Here is a 17,912-nt window from a genome sequence, read left to right as displayed (position 1 = left end):
AGCGCATGTCCCGCCCGACATGCGCTTTTTCACTTTTGAACGTCTGAAAGGATCAAGCGGCGGCGCCCGCGCTCTTTGCCGACCGGCGGGAGAAGCCGAGATTGTCGAGCACCGCGGAAACCAATGGCGCGCGGTTCATCGTATAGAGATGGAAATCACCGATGCCGCGCCGGACGAGATCCTCGATCTGCTCGGCAGCAACTTCGGCCGCAACCTTCGCCCGATCCTCGGGCTTGTCGTCAAATCCCGCGAAGCGCTGATCGAGGAAGGCCGGGATAACCGCGCCGCAGGCGCCGGCGAACCGCTTCAGCTGCGTCAGGTTCTGGATCGGCATGATACCGGGCACGATCGGGATCGAGATGCCGGCGGCGCGCACCTGCTCCAGGTAACGCTCGAAATTGTCGTTGTCGAAGAAGAACTGCGTCAACGCCCTGTCGGCGCCGTTATCGGCCTTGCGCTTCAGCATGTCGATATCGGCGGCCGTATCACGGCTTTCCGGGTGCTTTTCCGGATAGGCGGAGACCGAAATCTCGAAATCACCGACCGACTTGAGGCCGGCCACCAGTTCCGCGGCATTGGCGTAGCCGCCGGGATGCGGCTGATAGGGCGCGCCGACGCCGCCAGGCGCATCACCGCGCAACGCCACGAAATGCTTTACGCCGACCTTACGAAACGTATCGATCATTTGATGCGTTTCCTCCTTCGTCGCACCGACGCAGGTCAGGTGCGAGGCGGTGGCAAGCGGCGTCTGCGCCAGGAAGCGCGTCACAGCGGACAGCGTCGGCGCCTTGGTGGTGCCGCCGGCGCCATAGGTCACCGACACGAAATCCGGATCCCAGTCCTGCAGCTTAGCGACGGTATCCCAGAGCTGCCCTTCCATTTCTTCCGATTTCGGCGGAAAGAATTCGAAGGAGATCCCGAAGTTGCGCCCGCGTCCTTCGTTTTTCAAAGCCATGTCATACTCTCCCGGCAAATGTAGGTTCGGCGCCTTCGCTCGTCTGCGAAGCCATGAGGCGCCTCGGATCGCGCGCGAGCCAGACGGTGACCGTCAACCCCTGCCCGCCCTGCTGACCCGGATGAAGATCGACGACCTGCTCGACATCGAGCCCGGCCTTGCGCAGCCAGTCGGACATCGCCTGGTGCGAAAAGCCGAGACGGACATGGGCATGTTCGTCACGAAGATATTCGAGCGTGTGCGGCGCGAGGTCGATGACCACGAGCCGCCCGCCCGGCCGCAGCATGCGCGCGGCTTCCGCGATCGCAATCTCCGGCTGATCGAAGAAATGCAGCACCTGATGGATCGTCACCAGGTCGAAATCCTGCCCCTCGAACGGAAGGTTCAGGATATCGGCGTGGCGCACCGTCGCCTTGGTGATGCGGGACTTGTCGAGATTGGCGCGCGCCACGCTCAGCATGTCGCGGCTGGCGTCGACACCGATAGCGCGGCGATAGAGCCCCGACAGGAGTTCGAGGATGCGGCCGGTGCCGGTGCCGAGATCGAGCAGCGAATCGATCGGCTGGTTGCCGAGCAGGCGAATGACGGCGGCGTCGACCTCCTCATCGGCCGCGTGCAGGCGGCGAAGCTCGTCCCATTCCGCGGCGTTGCGGCTGAAATAGGCCTGCGCCCGCTCGGCCCGCTGGCGCTTGACCTGCGAAAGCCGCTCGCCGTCGCGAAGGATGGTCGGATCATTCTCGGAGACGTGTTTCAGCAACGCCCGCACCAGCATGGCCGCCTTGCCGTCCTGCTTGAGGCGGAAATAGGCCCAGGCGCCTTCCTGATAGCGTTCGATCAGTTCGGCCTCGCCGAGCAGCTTCAGGTGGCGGGAGATACGCGGCTGCGATTGGCCGAGGATTTCGGTAAGATCGGTGACCGTCAGGTCGCCGCCGTCGAGAAGGGCCAGAAGACGCAGACGCGTGGGTTCGCCGGCCGCCTTCAAGACGTCCACCAACCCATCCAGTCCCAGCTTCAAAGGTTCGCTCATCATCAGCCCAATCAAGATATAAAGATATCTTTATGTGATTTGAAAACCGGTGGCAAGCGGCAATTCGCACTGTTCGCGAAATTGCCTGCGCAAATTGCGACAGGCCCGAGATGAAAAAAGCCCCGGTCGAACCGGGGCTTTCGCAAGTAGAAACGAAGCAGGATCAGCGTGTCAGGCGCTTATGCGCCTGGCTGCCCGGGTTGAGCGCATCCGGGCCGAGGCGGCGGATCTTGTCCTGCTCGTAATCCTCGAAATTGCCTTCGAACCATTCGACATGGCCCTCGCCTTCGAAAGCCAGGATATGCGTGGCCAGACGGTCGAGGAACATGCGGTCGTGGCTGATGATGATGGCGCAGCCGGCGAAATTCTCGAGCGCGTTTTCGAGAGCGCCGAGCGTTTCGGTATCGAGGTCGTTGGTCGGTTCGTCGAGCAGCAGAACGTTGCCGCCGGCCTTCAGCATCTTGGCGAGGTGCACACGGTTGCGCTGACCGCCCGAGAGATTGCCGACCTTCTGCTGCTGGTCGCCGCCCTTGAAGTTGAAGGCGCCGCAATAGGCACGCGAGTTCATGTCGAACTTGCCGAGCTTGATGATTTCGGCGCCGCCGGAGATTTCCTCCCAGACCGTCTTGTCGGCGGCTAGCGCGTCGCGGCTCTGGTCGACATAACCGAGATGCACGGTCTCGCCGATGCGGATCGAGCCGCTATCCGGCTTTTCCTGGCCGGTGATCATCTTGAACAGGGTCGTCTTGCCGGCGCCGTTCGGGCCGATGATGCCGACGATGCCGCCCGGCGGCAGCTTGATCGACAGATCGTCGATCAGCGTGCGACCCTCGAAGCCCTTGGTGATGCCTTCCAACTCGATGACCACCTGGCCGAGCCGTTCGCTCACCGGGATGATAATCTGCGCGTCGCCGGGACGCTGCTTCTCGGCCGCCTCCACCAATTGCTCGTAGGATTTGATACGCGCTTTCGACTTGGCCTGGCGAGCCTTCGGGCTGGAAGCAATCCATTCCTGCTCGCGGCTGATCGCCTTCTGGCGTGATGCCTCTTCGCGGTTTTCCTGCAGCATGCGCTTGGCCTTGGCCTGCAGATAGGCGGAGTAGTTGCCTTCGTAAGGGATGCCGCGGCCGCGATCGAGTTCAAGGATCCAGCCGGTGACGTTGTCCAGGAAGTAGCGGTCGTGGGTAATCATCATCACGGCGCCGGGATAGTCGCGCAGGTGCTTTTCGAGCCAGGCGATGGTTTCGGCGTCGAGATGGTTGGTCGGTTCGTCGAGCAGCAGCAGATCGGGCTGCGAGAGCAGCAGGCGGCAGAGCGCGATGCGACGACGCTCTCCACCGGAAAGGCTGGTGACTTCGGCATCGCGCGGCGGGCAACGCAGGGCTTCCATCGCCATCTCGACCTGGCTTTCCAGATCCCAGAGGTTCTGGCTGTCGATGATGTCTTGGAGCTTCGCTCCCTCTTCCGCGGTCTCGTCCGAATAGTTCATCATCAACTCGTTGTAACGATCGACGATAGCCGTCTTCGCGGCAACACCTTCCATGACGTTCTCGAAAACCGTCTTGGTCGGGTCGAGTTTCGGCTCCTGCTCGAGATAGCCGACCGTGGCACCCTCTGCGAGCCAGGCTTCGCCGGTATACTCCTTGTCCTGGCCGGCGATGATGCGCAGCACAGTGGATTTACCGGCGCCGTTTGGCCCGAGGATGCCGATCTTGGCATCCGGGTAGAAGGAAAGGTGAATGTTCTCCAGGATCTTCTTGTTGCCATAAGCCTTGTTGAGGCCGGACATATGATAGATGAATTGACGTGCCATGCTGCGCTGCTCCGGGCGGGAAACTTCATTTCGTGCCGCTATGTAGGCGAAACAGCGCCTGTGAGCAACGCCGAAACCCGTTTACGCCGGATTCCGGTCAGAAGCCCGCCGCATCGACAACGCCCTCGTCACAGCCGAACGAGGTTTTTCCCGCTCCCTGGATCAGATCGGCAAGGCCCGCGCTTTTTGCCGATGCCGTTCCCGCATCCGCAGACAGGCCGATCGTCAACTCGCTGATCACCCTGGCATTGCCGGCTCGCCGGCAGCTCATCTTGACGCGCTCGCCCGCACCCGGCCCGAAGCTCTTGTCGAAAGCAGCCTTGACCGCCTCGGCCTTGACCGTCTTGCCGATATTGGCGGCAAAGAGATCGCGCACGGCCGATGCGTTGAGCGCCTCCACCAGATGGACGCCGACGCCGAAATATTCCTCCACGCTCATTTTCGTGCAGGTGCCATGCTTTATCCATTCGTGCCGTTCGAGGCCGGACTGCGTGCCGGGCATCGCCTTTGCAAGCGACGCCTGCGTCTCGGCCGAAAGCGCGACATCAGGCAATGTATCCCATTTGCCGTCCTTGTCGGCAGCCTTCTGGTCGTCGCTGACGCCGCAATAATCCTGCCGCATCGGCCACAGGCCGTGCAGCGAGAAATTCGTCGCGTCATGGCGCTCGCCGGTCTGGCTGGCGCATTCGGGCTTCTTCTGGTTCGTCTGGCAGAAAGCGGGCTGCCAGCTCGCAGCAAGAATGAAACGGGTACGGCCCTCGGCCTCCTGCGCCACGGCAGCGCCGGCAAGGATCATCGACACGGCGAACGTAAAGGTACGCAACTGCATGCTGCTCATTTCAACCCCCAAAGAAGAACAATGCAGGAACAGATAAGCACAAAGAGTAAACGGCAGCAACCCTGAATCGCAACTATCCTGGAATTTGTTATCGACTGAGCCTCGCCGGAAACAGTCGGCCGTTCCGGGGAGCTCACTGTTCTTGAGTCACGCACGGACGCTGTCGCACTTATGGTTGCAGAATATTCGTTTAAATCGATTCCGCTTTAAGGAATTATGCAGTAGCGATCTGCTCTGCTGCGGCAGGGAGGATCCGGATGTTTTCTGATACGCAAAGACTCGCCATAGGGGAAGCGTCTCTGGCCTATCACCATGCCGAGGCTACCCACCCGGCACGCGGCATCCTATTGGTCTCGCACGGCCTGGCGGAGCACTCGAAGCGATATGGCCGCTTTGCCGAGGCGATGGCGGCGCGCGGCTATCACGTCTATGCCCATGATCACCGCGGCCATGGCGAGACGACCGCGCCCGACGCGCCGATCGGCCGCTTCGCCGGCCGCAATGGCGTCGACCGGGTGATCGGCGACGTCATCGCCATGCGCGCCCATGCGGCCTCGCGCCATCCCGGCCTCAAGGTGATCCTCTTCGGCCACTCGATGGGCGGCCTCGTGGCGCTCAATGCCGCCGTCACCGCTCCGGCCGACTTCGACGCCGTCGCCGTGTGGAATTCGAATTTCACCGTCGGCCTTGCCGGCCGAGCCGCCCAGGCGATCCTGCTTGCCGAGCGGATGCTGAAGGGCTCCGACGTGCCGAGCGGCCTCTTGCCGAAGCTCACCTTCGCAGCTTGGGGAAAATCGATCCCGGACCGCCGCACCGAGCTTGACTGGCTGTCGCGCCATGCCGATGAAGTCGACAAATATATCGTCGATCCGCTCTGCGGCTTCGATGCTTCGGTCTCCCTCTGGCTCGATCTCTTCGAACTGACGTTTCGCGCACCGCAGAAGCTCCATCTCGACCGCCTGCCGCGCGACATGCCGATCCATCTGGTCGGCGGCGGCGAGGATCCGGCGACGGAGCGTGGAAAAGCCGTGCTCTGGCTGTCAAACCATTTGAAAGCCCAAGGCTTCTCTCGTATCAGCGCTCAGATATATCAGGATATGCGACACGAAACGCTGAACGAGATCGGCGCCGACGCGGCGACCGCCGCCTTCGCGCACTGGTGCGACGAGGCACTCGCAAGATCCTGAGGCAGAGAGATTCCATCATGAGCAGCACTTCCGCCCGCCCCGCTTCGTCCGCCTCCGAGGTGACGACGGGGCTTGCGCTGATGTTTCTGTCGGTGATGGTCTCGCCGCTCATCGATATCTTCGCCAAGCTTGCCGTCGTCACCGTCCCGTCCGCCGAGATCACCGCCGGCCGCTTCGTTGTGCAGGCACTCTGCATGCTGCCGATCGTGCTATGGCGGCGCAGCTTTGCCGATTTTTCTTGGCGCCAGAGCCTGTTCCACGCCATCCGCGGCTTCATCATCACCGTCTCGATGATCTCTTTCGTCACCACGTTGAAATACATGGCGGTCGCCGACGCGATCGCGATCTTCTTCATCGAGCCGATTATCGTGACCATCCTCGGCGGCATTTTCCTCAAGGAGACGATCGGCTGGCGGCGTTACACCGCCTGCGGCGTCGGCTTCTTCGGGGCGATGCTGATAATTCAGCCGAGTTTCGAAGAGGTCGGCTACATCGCGCTCCTGCCCGTCCTGACGGCGCTCTGCGTCGCAACCTTCGTGTTGATGACCCGCGTCCTCTCACACAGCGAGGACCCTTGGTCGATGCAGTTTCAGATGGGCATCTGGGGCTTGCTCTTCTGCGCCCTCCTGCTTTTTGTCGGTGAAGGAAGCGGCTCCGATCTCTTCGATCCCGTCATGCCTGTAGGCAGCGCCTGGTTCTACGTCGCCGGCGTCGGGGCTATGGCCGCCATAGCCGGAATCCTCGGCGTCTACGCCTATCGGGCAGCACCGGCGTCGACGCTGGCACCGCTGCAATATCTCGAGATCGTCTCAGCTACGGTCTTCGCCTGGCTTGTTTTCGGCGATTTTCCGGATGCGATCAAATGGCTCGGCATCACGATCATCATGGCGTCGGGCTTCTACATCCTATGGCGCGAGCGCCGCTTTGCTTCAAAGCCCGTATCCGATACATCTGAGGTGACGCTGGCGCCGTAGACACCGACGGGAGGAACATGACCGAGACCGCGACGAACAAGCCGCCGCTTGCCGGCATCCGGGTGATCGAGCTTGCCCGCGTGCTCGCCGGCCCCTGGGCGGGCCAGATGCTTGCCGATCTCGGCGCCGACGTCATCAAGGTGGAAAATCCCGACGGTGGCGACGACACCCGCCAATGGGGCCCGCCCTTCGTGGAAGGGGCCGACGGCGAAAATCTCTCGGCCGCCTATTATCACGCCGCCAATCGCGGCAAGCGCTCCATCACCGCCGACCTCAAGAGCCCTGAAGGCCAGGAACTCGTCCGTCGTCTCATAGCCACCGCCGATGTGGTGATCGAGAATTTCAAGGTCGGAGGCCTCGTCAAATACGGGCTCGACTACGATAGCGTTCGCGAGGTGAACCCGAGGCTCGTCTATTGCTCGATCACAGGCTTCGGCCAGACCGGCCCCTATGCCGGCCTCGCCGGCTATGATTACATCGTTCAGGGCATGTCCGGATTCATGTCGATAACGGGCGAACCGGACGGCCAGCCGATGAAGGCGGGCGTGGCGATCGCCGACATCTTCACCGGCATCTATGCCGTTTCGGCGATCGAGGCCGCCCTGATCCATGCGCTGAAGTCAGGCGAAGGCCAGTTGATCGACATGGCGCTGCTCGATGTGCAATCGGCCGTCCTCGCCAATCAGAACATGAATTACCTCATCTCCGGCGCCGCACCGACCCGCCTTGGCAACGCCCATCCGAACATCTCGCCCTATGAGGTCGTGCCGACGGCCGACGGTTATCTCATCCTGGCCGTCGGCAATGACGGCCAGTTCCGCCGCCTCTCTACCATTCTCGGCCTGGAGACAATCGCGGATGACGCGCGTTTCTCCACCAACAAGGCCCGCGTCGCCAACCGCGGCGAGCTGCGCCGCCTGATTTCCACGGAGACGCTGAAATGGCAGAAGGCGGATCTCCTGAAGGCCTGCGAGCAGAACGCGGTTCCATCAGGCGCGATCAACACGATCGAGGAAATGTTCGCCGACCCGCAGGTGCAGGCCCGCGGCCTGCGCATCGACCTTGCCGATGCCGCCGGGACCGTCATCCCCGGGGTCAGGACGCCGGTGGTGCTGTCGGAAACACCGTTGCGCTACAACAGGCCGAGCCCGCGTCTCGGTGAACACAGGGAAGAAATTCTGGCCGAACTCGCCGAGCTTGAGAGGAAGGCATCGTCATGAAAAAGGTATCCTTATGAAAAAGACGGGCGGGGAATTGATCGTCGAGGCGCTGAAGGCGAATGGCGTCAAGCGTCTTTCCTGCGTGCCCGGCGAGAGTTTCCTCGCCGTTCTCGACGCCTTGCGCGACAGCGATATCGACGTCCTCGTCTGCCGGCAGGAAGGCGGGGCGGCGATGATGGCCGATTGCTGGGGCAGACTGACCGGCGAGCCCGGCATCTGCATGGTGACCCGCGGTCCCGGCGCCACCAACGCCTCCGCCGGCCTGCATATATCGAGACAGGATTCTATCCCGATGATCCTCTTCATCGGCCAGGTGCAGCGAGAGGCCCGTGAACGGGAGGCCTTCCAGGAGGTCGAGTTCCGCCGCGCCTTCACCGAATTCGCCAAATGGGTGGGCGAGATCGACGACGCCGCCCGCATTCCCGAATTCGTCACCCGCGCCTTTGCGGTCGCAACCTCCGGCCGTCCCGGCCCCGTGGTGCTGACGCTGCCGGAAGACATGCTACGCGACGAGGTCGAGGCGCCCCGCGCCAGGCGTTATGCCAGCGTCGAGGCCCATCCCGGCCGCAGCCAGATCGACGATCTTTATGTAAGACTCTTGAAGGCCGAACGGCCGATGGTGATCCTCGGCGGCACACGCTGGGATGCCGATGCCGTCGCCGATTTCGCAATCTTCGCAGAGCGTTTTCAGCTGCCGGTGGGCTGCTCCTTCCGCCGGCAGATGCTGTTTGATCATCTCCATCCCTGTTATGCCGGCGATGTCGGCATCGGCATCAATCCGGCGCTCGCCAAGGAGATCAAGGAGAGCGACCTGCTGATCCTGCTCGGCGGCCGCATGTCGGAAATGCCGTCCTCCGGCTATACGCTGCTCGACATCCCCTACCCGGCCCAGTCGCTCGTTCATATCCATCCGGACCCGTCGGAGCTCGGCCGCGTCTATCGTCCCGATCTTGCCATCTGCGCCAGCCCCGCCGAATTTGTCGAGGCACTCGCTGATCTCGAAGCTCCGGCCGAGCCACGCTGGGCGGAGCGGACCGCGCATATGCACCAGGCCTATCTCGCCTGGTCGAAGCCGCCAGCGACGGGTCCGGGCGCCGTCCATATGGGACCGATCATGGAGTGGCTGGAAGGCCATATCGAGCCGGAAACGATCGTCACCAATGGCGCCGGCAACTACGCCACCTGGCTGCACCGCTTCCATCGTTTCCGCCGCTTCAACACCCAGGCCGCCCCCACCTCCGGCTCGATGGGCTACGGCCTGCCGGCGGCGGTGGCCGCCAAGCGGCTCTTTCCCGAGCGCGAGGTCATCTGTTTTGCCGGCGACGGCTGCTTCCTGATGCACGGCCAGGAATTCGCCACCGCCATCCGCTACGAGCTGCCGATCATCGCAATCGTCGTCAACAACGGCATGTACGGCACGATCCGCATGCACCAGGAGCGCGAATATCCCGGCCGCGTCAGCAGCACCGATCTGACAAACCCCGACTTCGCGGCCCTTGCCCGCGCCTATGGCGGCCACGGCGAGACGGTGGAAAGCACGGAGGAATTCGCCCCGGCTTTCGAGCGCGCGCGCGCAAGCGGAAAACCGGCGATCATTGAGGTGAAGCTCGATCCGGAGGCGATCACACCGACCAGGACGCTTTCGGAAATCGCGCAAACAAAAAGCCGATGAGAGACCGACTAAACACCGCCGAAAAAGCCACCAACCACTCCTTCGTCATGCTCGGGCTTGTCCAGGCTTGTCCCGAGCATCAGCAACCGATCGACAGCGCAGCAGATCCTCGGCACAAGGCCACGGTTGTCCGGTTTAAAAACGTGGACTGGATGAATGGTATTGATTCTTTTTACTTTCAGATGCTTCCTGCGAATTGAGACATGAGCAGGAGTTCAATGCAGGCGATATCCCGACACCAGAGATTGGCGAAGCCAGCCCCTCATCCGCATGCCGGCACCTTCTCCCCCAAGGGACATAAGGAAGCAAGACTGTGATCTACGAGCTTAGAGTTTACGACTGCCTGCCCGGCGCGATTGCCCGCGCAGCTCAACCGCTTTGCCGAACATACGCTGGCCCTGTGGAACAAGCACGGCATCAAGCAGGCGGGTTTCTTCACGACAATGGTGGGCGAAAGCAGTCAGCGTCTCACCTATCTCATCGCCCGGAAATCTTTAGCCGATCGCGAGGTGAAATGGAAAGCTTTCACCACTGATCCGGCATGGCTTAAGGCCCGCGACGAGTCAGAGCACGACGGCCAAATCCTCTCCAATATCTCTAACCAGCTGAGTCTGATATTCCGTAAAACAATGGATGTCTCTTTTCGTAACGAAAGCCATCGTATGCCCGATATGAAAACTATTTGGAAAAGAGTTGAATTACAGTTGTTTTCTATTTACGCGACCGCCCATTTTCCCATTTTTCTCTTATCAGATGCGAAGTATTGGGACGATTGGAGTCTTTCTGGCGCCAGTAAAGATATGCTTGTCTCTGTGTTTTCTCAGGCTGGACTTCCGATTATCGGATACTATCACTATGCTGTACAGCTGGTCGGCTGGTGGCTTTATGCTTTCTTGACCTTTTGGCTAGGCTATCTTATAGTTAATGTATTTTATCTTGTTCTAAAAGCTTTGAATTTCTCGAAATTCGACGCAATGGCCCTGTCGTTTCTTGTGGCGGTCCTACCTCTCTATCATGCTAGAATTGGAGCAATCAATAATCCCGGGCTTATTTTCATATTAATCTTCATCTTTGCTGTTTATATTTTTGTTATATCCCAAAATGAGAATAATAAGTATAAGGAATACTTCTCATATGCACTGTTTGTGCTCTCATTCCCGTTAAATTCTCTAGTTCCGTCGTTTTTGCTAGTGTTATTTTTAGCTGCCTACCTCCTTTACAAAAAGGAAAACGCTTTGAAAGCTGAATTTCATCAGCGAAAGTATTTCAATGCAATAAAATACACTCTAAAGAATACATACTTTATCATATTACTTCCTTTCGTTTATGCTGTAATTCAGCATTTTCTATTGAAAAAAAGCGGCATGTTTGCTGATGATTACAACGTAATCGACATAAAAATCGCGACGTTAATCTCAGAAATTAGAGTCATATTTCTTTACTTATTTCCAGGTGATGGAATTTATATTGGCAATGGGCTTCTCTTACTAGTTTTCGCAACTGTCCTGATGGCGGTTTATTCCATCACCTCCTATCAAGTGTGCAGCAGCCCCGAGGTCGAACACAGTGGAAGAGGACTGATTGGCATGGGTGTCGTCTTACTGGGGCTTGGCGCGTCGGCCTACGTGATGGTCGGGAAGGAGCCCTCCTATGAACCTTGGACCGCGACCCGTTTTCAGGTATTGCTTCCGTTCGGTGCGGCCTTCTCGACGCTGGGTCTATTCAAGACCATATGCGCCGTTTTTCCGGCGACGAATCCCGATAAACGTCATCGGATGAAAGTGGCCTCTTTTGCCGGCTTAATCGCGGTGTTCATTGTGAATTGGTGGTTCGTCTATGGCACCTTTTACCTGGACCACCTTTGGCAGGAAGCTTTTGCTGACACCATCAGGAACACCCCTGCCCTGCAAAGCCGCAATTCCGTGATCCTCGACCGATCAGGCCTGCAAGCCTTCGATACCACGGCCGGATTGGGCGAATACGCCGGGCTGCATGAATCCGCGACCGGGAAGCGTGATGCATTGATCCTGAATTATGATTCCATGATCGCTTATGGCGGCTGGTCTGGATTTGTGAGTAAATTTGGAAGGTTCTTAGGCGCCTGGACGAAAGTCGAAGACGCGGCGTTTGATGTTCCAGGATGCCTCTATATCATTCACCGCGGACGCGCCGGGCAAAACAAATGGTCCTATGCGGCCAATGCTTTTATTGTCAAGATAACGTATCCAGAACGCTACGTGGCAAGAGATCTCTTGAGATTTGACGGTCCCTTTTGCCAATCGACCCGGTGAAAGTTGAAGGCGATGCGGCGGCAAGTGGTCTGACAGATCCGGATCATCTGTGCGCGCCCTTCCAATCCAGCGGTAGAAGCCATTGGCTATCGAATCTGCCCCAGACGTCCGCGCTGATATCTGCCAGCCTGTACGCGTTTGCACCAATCGAGTTTGTCGAGATTCCACTGTACGGTTTTTCGAACGCCGCTCTCGAAAGTCACCGTCGGGCCCCAGCCCAATTCGCGCTTTTGCTGGCATCGACGGCGTAGCGGCGGTCGAGCCTGGGTGATCCTGCAAGGCTACCCCAGCACAAACTCCAGCAGCCAAGCTTGTCCTCTTGGTTGCTGAGCAAATATCCGTTCCAACTCGGTACGGTTGCATATATCGGCCGCTCTAACACACAGCGATCTGAGCCATCGCCCTCGCCGAGTTTTCAAGGTTTCCAGCATAGGTCAGCTTGTCGACGTTGATGATCGAGTGTTCAGTATTCTGGATGATGTGACGGATAACTGCCGACCCGATAAAGCCAGCGCCCCGCCCATCACCAGAATTTCCATTACCATCGATGCTTTTGATGGGTCACCCGATGGCATCTTCCAAAACCCTGACAACGTGTTCCTGCTGCTCAGCAGTCAGATCAACCCATAAGGGCAGACGCACCAGCCTTTCCGACTGGACGTTGGTCACCGGCAAGTCGCCCCGCGTGCGGCCATACCGTCTTCCGGCGGGCGAGGAGTGCAGGGGCACATAATGGAAGACCGAATAGATATTGCTCCTCTTCAGCTCACTGAGTACCTTCTGACGATCGATCTCCGGCGCCAGCAAAACGTAGTACATGTGGGCATTGTGCTGGCATTCGTCTGGGACGATGGGCCGGCGAAGCAATCCTTTAGCCTCGAGCGGTTCAAGAAGCGTGTGATAATGTTGCCAGATGCTCAAGCGATGATTGGTGATGCGCTCGGCTTCTTCAAGCTGGGCAAATAGGAAAGCCGAGATCAGCTCGCCCGGTAAGAACGAAGAGCCCACCTCCTGCCAAGTGTATTTATCGACCTCTCCCCGGAAAAAGCGACCACGGTCCGTGCCTTTCTCGCGGATGATTTCGGCTCGCACCGCCAGAGCAGGGTCGTTTACCAGCAGGGCCCCGCCTTCCCCTGAAATTACATTCTTGGTTTCGTGAAAGCTGTAGGTCCCGAGGTCACCAATGCTGCCCAGTGCCCGGCCTTTATAGGCTGCCATCACGCCCTGTGCCGCATCTTCCACGACCCTGAGGCCATGGCATTTGGCAATGCTCATGATAGCGTCCATCTCGCAGGCGACACCCGCATAATGAACCGGGACGATAGCGCGAGTGCGCGAGGTGATAGCCGACTCGATCAGGCGTTCGTCCAGGTTCAAAGTATCTTCCCGGATGTCGACGAACACCGGCACACCGCCGCGCAGCACGAACGCATTGGCGGTAGAGACGAAAGTATATGAGGGCATGATGATCTCGTCACCAGGCTCGATGTCGAGAAGCAAAGCCGCCATCTCCAGCGCGGCGGTGCATGAGTGCGTCAGCAGCGGTTTTGCACATCCACTTTTATTTTCCAGCCACTCGTGGCAACGTTTCGTGAAAGGCCCGTCACCAGCAAGCATGTTGCCGAACTTCGCTTCCGCGATGTAATATAGCTCTTTGCCGGTCATGAACGGCCGGTTGAACGGGATTTTCTCGCTCACTGCTTATCCTCTTGAAGCCTGTGCCACTCGTCGGCGACGCCGCGCAGATAGTCGCTGTACTCGCATGCCGGCATGCGCCCAATCAAGGTTTCAAATTGAGCAATGCTGAGGAACCCTCGAACCAACGCCGCCTCTTCCGGACAACCGATTTTTAAGCCTTGCCGTTGCTCTATTGTCTCGATGTAGGACCCCCGACGCAATCAGAACGGTCAGAGGGTAATAGATCTAGGTTTGTCGAAAACAGCCTGGAGCTGCTTACTGGAGACTTGCGTCAGAGGATGCAGGCGCAACCCCGCGCCGCCAGCAAGAACAATCGCTTTCATTCATGTCTCCCCACACGATAGCCTCGCCGCGACCGGTGTCGGTTAGATGAACGCCCTTCCACTCGACAAAATGGAAAGGGACAACATCAGCCTCACATCTTTCTGGCGACCAGCAGTCGCGAACCACCCAAAGGGAAATCCAAACCAGTTCCGATGAGAGCGCTTTCCGCACGCAATATCCATCTGAAAGCGTTATTGAGCAGGCTTGGAAGTTGCATCTCGGTTCGAACGTCGATCTCGTCAACCGATTTATTTCGGCTTAGTAAACGGGAAGCAAGCATCGCCGGCAGCAGGAACGAGACGAAGGAGGTGTTGCGAAGGATGGTGAAGCCCGCGGCAGTAACTTTCCTGTTCAATTCGCTGGCCGTGTACCGACGGCAATGGTGAGCGTAATCGTCAAGGGGACTCCACAGCCATGGATGTTGCGGAACAGTCACCAGCAGCGTACCTTTAGGCTTGAGCGCGGCGTGCATTTGCTGCAGGACGGTTTCATCTTCCTCGATGTGCTCAAGAACATCAAATGCGCCGATGGCATCAAATTCCTCCGCGAATGGAATTGCCCGGGCATCCATTTGCATGAGCCTTGCATTAGGCAATCTCTGAGAAGCGAATCGCAGACCCTCGATAAATATCTCGCTTCCGAAAATCTCAGCTTCAGGATATTTGCCGGTGACGCCGGAAAGAACAAACCCCGTTCCACAGCCAATTTCCAGAAAAGAGCGGAATTTGGGATGGTACTTCCCTAAAGCCCATAGGATAAGATCGTTTCGGGACCGGAACCAGAAATTCGTCGCCTCTAATTCCGACAAAACCTTGAAATAAGAAGCCTCAAATCCCCCTCCTTGGTTAGCAAATTGTGGAGCGTAGGCTGCTATTCCACCTATTTCGTCAGGCTCCCAACGGCAAGCGGGGCAACGAGGCGTGCCGGCTTCGCTGTCGAATTTCGTTCCACAAACCAGACAACGTGAGTTCACGGGTTTTGTTTTCTCTTGCTAGTGGACGGGAAGGCATAAATGTTGGACGCCAGATATACGAATGCGGCCACAGCAACTATACCAAATGGTTGCACATAGAAGTGCGCGTAATGGAGCCTATCCACAAACACGTAGAGGATGCTGTAGTTCAGCGCGTAACCAATGCCATAGATGATTCCATATCGGACTAGGGCCCCCTGCTGCTCCGCAGCCTGAATAAAAACCCAGCGCCGATTGGCGGCAAAGCTCATCAAAACTCCGACCAAATAAAGTATAGTCATCGCCAACTTTGGCGAAATCCCAGAAAACGTGACAATGAGGTAAAGGATATATCCGAAGCCGTTGGTCAATAAGCCGATAAATCCAAAACGGGCCAGCTGCAACATACTATTTCTAGACAGAATCAGATCTCTCCACCTTATTGTCGCCCAGAACAGCCAAGCCAAAACCCGTTTTACCGTAGCCATCGCCATTGTATAGCATATAGGTATTGTCCTCGTGCCGAAACACGTAAGGGTACTCGATCATCGCGCTATCCCAGCCGTTTTCGGAAATGTCTATACCCGCCTGGTCCAATTTCAAGATCCACGCGATTCCGTCCCGGCTTTCAGAATACCCGATCCGATAGGCTTCGCCCTGACCGCTGCGGTAAGAAAACCACATCCGGTAACCACACGCCGCATCAATGAGAACCGTGGGCCTGGAGAAGGCTTGCGCCCTACCAATTTCAAAGGGAATTGCCACACCTTCCTTGTGCCATATATGTCCATCCCTTGAACTTGCGGACTTGATAACATGGAGCATTTCACCGTTGCCCGCGTCCCAGGTTAGGGTGGACCCATACCACATCCTGAACGTTTCACTATCCGTCTTTTCAACCCATGGATAGGAAAGACTGACGGAATCTTCCTCATCCGAAGCCATGAACGCTACGTCGGCGTCCAGCTCAAGCGTCAGATCGGGTCGAACCTTTACACGGCCTATATCGCCACGCCAGTGCCCTCCCGGAGGTCTCTGCCATCCCATGAATAGCATATAGCGCTGCACCCCCGCATAATAGCAGTTACCGATGCTAATACCCGCTTCAAAGAAACTGCCGCCAGCACCGTGTACCAGAAAGGGCTGCTTGTGTTCGTGAACGACTTCTCGCGTCAAGAGATTAATATCAACGGCGCCCACAGAGGAACGATTCTCGCTGTCACGCCCGCTAAAAAACACCCTGTATGTGTCACGTTCGAGGTGAAGTGCGAGCGGGTTCGCAGCGTGACTCCTCAACTTGGGGTGAACGCCGGACGGCTTGAAGAGCAGGCCGGTTTTGATCCATGTGCCGGTCATATCTTGCGCAGTTTTGAGCTGGGAACACGCGAGCGCTCAGTGGTGCTAGATACGTAGACTCCATCAGCCTCGGCATCGGACAGTATCAGCGCTGCGGCACCGATAACGCATCTTGCCCCGATACTAACGTGATCGCGAAGCGTAGCATTGACCCCTATGAAACATTGCTCGCCGATCCTGACACCACCGGACACCACAACATGGGAGGATATGAACGTGTGACTTCCAATATCCGAATGATGACCGATGTGGTTACCGCTCCACAACGTGACATTGTCACCAATATGCGAAAATGGTTGGATCGTATTGTCTTCAAGAATAAAACAATTACGCCCGAAGGAATGCCCGTTGAGGACTGTTGCGCTAGAACTGATATAGCTTGCAAGATCGTAACCGAGAGCCAGCCCGGCCTCGAATTTCTGCTTGCGGATTTGGTTCAGCTTGGAGTAGCTGAGTGCGACGAAAAGGGCATGGTCGGCCGGTGGATAGAGATCAGCGACGTTTTCGAAGGCAACGACCGGCAGGCCACAAAATTCTCGTTCAGCTAAATAGGCTTCGTCCACAGTGAACGCGACCACATCATGATCGCTGTCATTTTCAAAATAGTAATGGGCGAGTTGGGCGATATCACCAGCCCCAAAAATGACGAGCTTCCGCGTCATAGCTACTTCCTCACGATCATCGTAAACTCGTATAACTCATAATCATGCAACAAAGCCACCTGCCGTGAATAGCGCCGTTTGCAAAGATCGAATAAGTCCAGCGGGTTGGCGTAAAAAAGGTCACCCCGCATCCGGTCTCCGTCAGAATAGGATGTTAGACAGTTGAAAGAAAAACCCGTCCGACTGGATATGTCCATCATGTCCAGTGTCTCCACCAGATACGCAAGCCACTCCTCGTCCGTCCGACCAAGCCGCACATTGAAAATTCCCGACGCTACAGAATAATCGACCATCTCACCTGGCGAGTTACCCAGTCTAAAAGTCACGTCCGGCGACGCGGCGATACGCGAACGGGCGGCTTCAATCATCGGCAGAGAAATGTCGACACCTATGTACCGAGTGACGTGTCCCAACTGCGAGAGGTGGTCAAGCAACGCTCCATATCCGCATCCTATGTCGGCGATAGAGTATGGTTGCGAAGAATTGACCACTTTGAGAAGTTGATTGAAGCGCATGATTTGGCCGGCTTGGCTGTTCCAGTCAACACCTGCTGCGGTTTGGCCATGTTCAGCGATCCGTCCCGAATAATAGTTAGCCACATCCTTCAGAATGTCGTCACTCGATTCAACCATGAATGTCCCACAACGTGTAAGGGCGCTGATGTTTAGCGGCGCTAATTGTTCTCAAAATCCTATAAACACACTACCAGCCCGCCACTCAAAGAAATATGAGCTCTTCCTCCGATCTTCGTTATCGCTTTCAGCGCTCGCATTTGTGAGGGACCAGCAACATCTCGTAACCCAATTTGGTCATTTCCGTGAGCCTGTTACCGCGTCCGAATACTCGCGCGACGGGTGTCTGCGATTAACTCGGACGATCGTCAACATGAACCCCAGGCAGGTCACGCCACGGTAGCCATTCCAGCAATACTTCAACACCCGCG

The 17,912-nt window shown here is 57.6% G+C and carries 14 protein-coding genes and 2 pseudogenes; 5 read left to right on the top strand and 11 right to left on the bottom strand.

What is annotated here, in order from left to right; translation table 11 throughout:
* Positions 1 to 52: 52 nt before the first annotated feature.
* From metF to QWJ46_RS21600, 4 genes are all read right to left on the bottom strand, one after another.
* The gene (metF, locus tag QWJ46_RS21615; RefSeq protein ID WP_184459261.1) at positions 53 to 955 is read right to left on the bottom strand and encodes a methylenetetrahydrofolate reductase [NAD(P)H]; all 903 of its coding nucleotides are present in this window, start codon (positions 953 to 955) and stop codon (positions 53 to 55) included.
* A 1-nt stretch (position 956) separates the two neighbouring features.
* Positions 957 to 1,982 (bottom strand): metalloregulator ArsR/SmtB family transcription factor, encoded by a 1,026-nt coding sequence (locus QWJ46_RS21610; RefSeq protein ID WP_302753845.1) that lies wholly within the window; start codon positions 1,980 to 1,982, stop codon positions 957 to 959.
* Positions 1,983 to 2,145: 163 nt separating this feature from the next.
* Positions 2,146 to 3,795 (bottom strand): energy-dependent translational throttle protein EttA, encoded by a 1,650-nt coding sequence (gene ettA, locus QWJ46_RS21605; protein WP_184459262.1) that lies wholly within the window; start codon positions 3,793 to 3,795, stop codon positions 2,146 to 2,148.
* A gap of 97 nt (positions 3,796 to 3,892) precedes the next feature.
* Positions 3,893 to 4,633 (bottom strand): ribonuclease, encoded by a 741-nt coding sequence (locus QWJ46_RS21600; RefSeq protein WP_184459263.1) that lies wholly within the window; start codon positions 4,631 to 4,633, stop codon positions 3,893 to 3,895.
* A 257-nt stretch (positions 4,634 to 4,890) separates the two neighbouring features.
* Here QWJ46_RS21600 and QWJ46_RS21595 point away from each other — a divergent pair, with 257 nt between their 5' ends.
* The 5 genes and pseudogenes from QWJ46_RS21595 to QWJ46_RS21575 all read left to right on the top strand — a co-directional run.
* Positions 4,891 to 5,820 carry an alpha/beta fold hydrolase gene (locus QWJ46_RS21595; RefSeq protein WP_302753752.1) on the top strand — a complete coding sequence of 310 codons (930 nt, stop codon included), beginning with the start codon at positions 4,891 to 4,893 and terminating at the stop codon, positions 5,818 to 5,820.
* A 17-nt stretch (positions 5,821 to 5,837) separates the two neighbouring features.
* On the top strand, positions 5,838 to 6,794 hold the full coding sequence (locus QWJ46_RS21590) for a DMT family transporter (protein ID WP_184459265.1): 957 nt from the start codon (positions 5,838 to 5,840) through the stop codon (positions 6,792 to 6,794).
* A gap of 17 nt (positions 6,795 to 6,811) precedes the next feature.
* Complete coding sequence (locus tag QWJ46_RS21585) at positions 6,812 to 8,014, top strand: CaiB/BaiF CoA-transferase family protein (protein WP_302753750.1); 1,203 nt, start codon at positions 6,812 to 6,814, stop codon at positions 8,012 to 8,014.
* Positions 8,015 to 8,027: 13 nt separating this feature from the next.
* Positions 8,028 to 9,686, top strand: coding sequence for a thiamine pyrophosphate-binding protein (locus QWJ46_RS21580; RefSeq protein ID WP_302753748.1), 1,659 nt, complete (start codon positions 8,028 to 8,030; stop codon positions 9,684 to 9,686).
* A 313-nt stretch (positions 9,687 to 9,999) separates the two neighbouring features.
* Positions 10,000 to 10,294 (top strand): annotated as a pseudogene (locus tag QWJ46_RS21575) (NIPSNAP family protein); the annotation flags it as partial.
* 2,244 nt (positions 10,295 to 12,538) lie between these two features.
* On the opposite strand, the gene rffA reads toward QWJ46_RS21575, so the two are convergent.
* From rffA to QWJ46_RS21535, 7 genes and pseudogenes are all read right to left on the bottom strand, one after another.
* Positions 12,539 to 13,675, bottom strand: coding sequence for a dTDP-4-amino-4,6-dideoxygalactose transaminase (rffA, locus tag QWJ46_RS21565; protein ID WP_302753747.1), 1,137 nt, complete (start codon positions 13,673 to 13,675; stop codon positions 12,539 to 12,541).
* A gap of 186 nt (positions 13,676 to 13,861) precedes the next feature.
* Positions 13,862 to 13,998, bottom strand: a pseudogene (locus QWJ46_RS21560) (sugar phosphate nucleotidyltransferase); the annotation flags it as partial.
* Positions 13,999 to 14,090: 92 nt separating this feature from the next.
* Positions 14,091 to 14,972, bottom strand: coding sequence for a trans-aconitate 2-methyltransferase (locus QWJ46_RS21555; protein WP_302753745.1), 882 nt, complete (start codon positions 14,970 to 14,972; stop codon positions 14,091 to 14,093).
* Positions 14,969 to 15,358: a GtrA family protein gene (locus tag QWJ46_RS21550; protein WP_302753743.1), complete on the bottom strand. Its 390-nt coding sequence runs from the start codon at positions 15,356 to 15,358 to the stop codon at positions 14,969 to 14,971. The genes QWJ46_RS21555 and QWJ46_RS21550 overlap by 4 nt, the downstream gene beginning before the upstream one ends.
* A 7-nt stretch (positions 15,359 to 15,365) precedes the next feature.
* On the bottom strand, positions 15,366 to 16,307 hold the full coding sequence (locus QWJ46_RS21545) for a hypothetical protein (RefSeq protein ID WP_302753742.1): 942 nt from the start codon (positions 16,305 to 16,307) through the stop codon (positions 15,366 to 15,368).
* On the bottom strand, positions 16,304 to 16,969 hold the full coding sequence (locus QWJ46_RS21540) for an acetyltransferase (protein ID WP_302753740.1): 666 nt from the start codon (positions 16,967 to 16,969) through the stop codon (positions 16,304 to 16,306). The genes QWJ46_RS21545 and QWJ46_RS21540 overlap by 4 nt, the downstream gene beginning before the upstream one ends.
* 2 nt (positions 16,970 to 16,971) lie before the next feature.
* Positions 16,972 to 17,601: a class I SAM-dependent methyltransferase gene (locus tag QWJ46_RS21535; RefSeq protein WP_302753739.1), complete on the bottom strand. Its 630-nt coding sequence runs from the start codon at positions 17,599 to 17,601 to the stop codon at positions 16,972 to 16,974.
* Between the last annotated feature and the right edge of the window lie 311 nt (positions 17,602 to 17,912).

The organism is Rhizobium sp. CBN3, assembly GCF_030518245.1.
In the GTDB taxonomy this organism is placed as follows: domain Bacteria; phylum Pseudomonadota; class Alphaproteobacteria; order Rhizobiales; family Rhizobiaceae; genus Rhizobium; species Rhizobium aethiopicum_A.
This window is presented reverse-complemented; position numbering and strand designations above follow the sequence as displayed.